Origin of the sequence: Pseudanabaena sp. 'Roaring Creek' (genome assembly GCF_001402795.1) — a bacterium.
Classification (GTDB): Bacteria; Cyanobacteriota; Cyanobacteriia; order Pseudanabaenales; family Pseudanabaenaceae; genus Pseudanabaena.
Genome location: NZ_LIRE01000231.1, coordinates 1 through 2,204, shown reverse-complemented (window position 1 = coordinate 2,204; position 2,204 = coordinate 1). Strand labels below are relative to the sequence as shown.

Below are 2,204 nucleotides of genomic sequence, written 5' to 3'. Positions count from 1 at the left end.
CCAGAAGCGAGTACCGCCCGCGTAGCGGGCGGTACTCGCTTCTGGGTTTAGTTTTTATTATGCTGAACTACTTACTAGTAAACCCAGCTAAGTAAGTAATCCAAATCTAAATCTGTCGGAACTTATCACAAAATAGGGAATCATACATATACACATATTAAAGTAAAAATTGGGTTAAGATTAAGTTAACAAACCACACTTAGCCGATAGATCTATACCCATAGTCATTCTGATAGCTGCCTCAAAATGTCATACACTCTGCATTTTGCGACGTTTCCTTTGTAAGGCTCAAATTTTGCCCTTACAGGTACTTTAGCCACTCTGAGTTGTAATCTACGGAGGGAAAATCATGTCCAATATCACCAAATGTCTGTTTCCTCGTTCGCGTTACTACGGTAAATTCACCCCTGAGAACTTGATATTTAACGCTAATTTGCAGGAGTTCTCTCACCGTGTAAGTATCATCAGTAGCCTAGAAACGGGGGGGAAAATTTCATCTCGGGAAGCCTACCTACAGATTGCAGAGCTATGGCATCAGCTAGAAAGGTCTAAAGTCGATCTCTTGAAGTGAAATTACTCGGAATGGGGAATAATGGCGCTTTGTGCCATATTCCCTCTTCTGGTCTTTAATGTGTGGATTTGCCAACAATTTATTTGACTATTGCCATAACTTCACCTCTTAGTGCTAATCTTATAGATGGCTCGGATCTATGCGATCGCAACGCCCGAATCGTGTCAGGGTCGGAAGACAGCAGCACTAAGGGATGCTTGAGATAGGCGTAGTACCCGGGCTACTTTTTTAGGTTTAGCAATGGGTTCAGGAGAGATTCATGGGTCGGGCGAAAAAAGTCGTACTTGCATATTCGGGCGGCGTTGATACATCTGTTTGCATTCCTTATCTAAAGCAAGAATGGGGTGTTGAAGAAGTCATTACCCTTGCGGCAGACCTAGGACAAGGCGATGAATTAGATCCCATCAAGCAAAAGGCTCTAGATTCTGGAGCATCAGTCTCACTGGTTAGAGACGTAACCAAAGAATTTGTTACAGACTATGCATTTCCAGCGATTAAGGCAAATGCACTCTACGAAAATCGCTATCCTTTAACCACAGCTCTAGCCCGTCCTCTCATCGCTAAAATTTTGGTTGAAGCAGCAGAAGAGTATGGTGCTGATGCGGTTGCCCATGGATGTACGGGTAAAGGCAATGACCAAGTAAGGTTTGATGTGTCGATCGCCGCACTAAATCCTGATATTAAAGTATTAGCGCCTGCCCGTGAATGGGGTATGAGTCGCGAAGAGACGATCGCCTATGGTGAAAGATTTGGAATTGCTTCACCCGTGAAGAAATCTTCACCCTTTAGTATCGATCGCAATTTGCTAGGTCGCAGTATCGAAGCTGGCCCCCTTGAAAATGCTTGGAACGAGCCCCCCGAAGAAATTTATGCGATGACCAAGGCGATCGCGGATACCCCCGACGAGCCAACCTATACTGAAATTGGTTTTGAGAAAGGCATTCCTGTGGCGATCGATGGCAAGGCTTTGGAGCCTGTCGAATTGATTACTACGCTTAATGCGATCGCTGGTAATAACGGTGTCGGGCGGATTGATATGGTGGAAAATCGTCTCGTGGGGATCAAGTCCCGCGAAATCTACGAGGCTCCCGCAATGTTGGTTTTGATCCATGCCCACCGCGATCTCGAAAGTCTAGCTTTACCTTCCGATCTCGCTCAATACAAGCGCGGTATTGAAGATACGTATGGCAAGATGATCTATAACGGACTTTGGTATAGCCCTCTCAAATCCGCCCTTGATGCCTTTATTGATAGCAGCCAAGAGCGCGTGTCGGGGATCGTCCGCGTAAAGTTCCATAAAGGCAATGCCATTATCGTCGGTCGTCAGTCGGTTAACTCCCTCTACGACGAAGATTTAGCAACCTACACCAGTGCCGACCAGTTCGACCATAAAGCGGCTGAAGGCTTTATTTATGTCTGGGGTATGCCAATTCGAGTATGGGCGCAGAAAAATAAATAGCTTTTAGTCTTTAGCTTTTAGCTTTTAGGGACTTGCGATTTAATGAAGTACCAAATATAAAGCCAGAATCGGTGGCGCGGCGGAGCCGCGCCACCGATTCTGGCAAATCTGGATTGGTATCTTATTCTCTCGCAAGTCCCTTATAGCTATCGCCAAATGTACTAGGACATAAAC

Annotated in this window: 2 protein-coding genes and 1 other RNA gene; all 3 read left to right on the top strand. The window is 45.6% G+C overall.

Translation table 11 applies throughout. From position 1 onward, the window contains the following. Positions 1–349 precede the first annotated feature (349 nt). Complete coding sequence (locus AC805_RS07760) at positions 350–571, top strand: hypothetical protein (RefSeq protein ID WP_055074892.1); 222 nt, start codon at positions 350–352, stop codon at positions 569–571. A gap of 128 nt (positions 572–699) precedes the next feature. Beyond that, positions 700–796, top strand: an RNA gene (ffs, locus tag AC805_RS24575) — signal recognition particle sRNA small type. Between the two features lie 34 nt (positions 797–830). Beyond that, positions 831–2,030: an argininosuccinate synthase gene (locus AC805_RS07755; RefSeq protein ID WP_055074891.1), complete on the top strand. Its 1,200-nt coding sequence runs from the start codon at positions 831–833 to the stop codon at positions 2,028–2,030. The last annotated feature ends 174 nt before the right edge of the window (positions 2,031–2,204 follow it).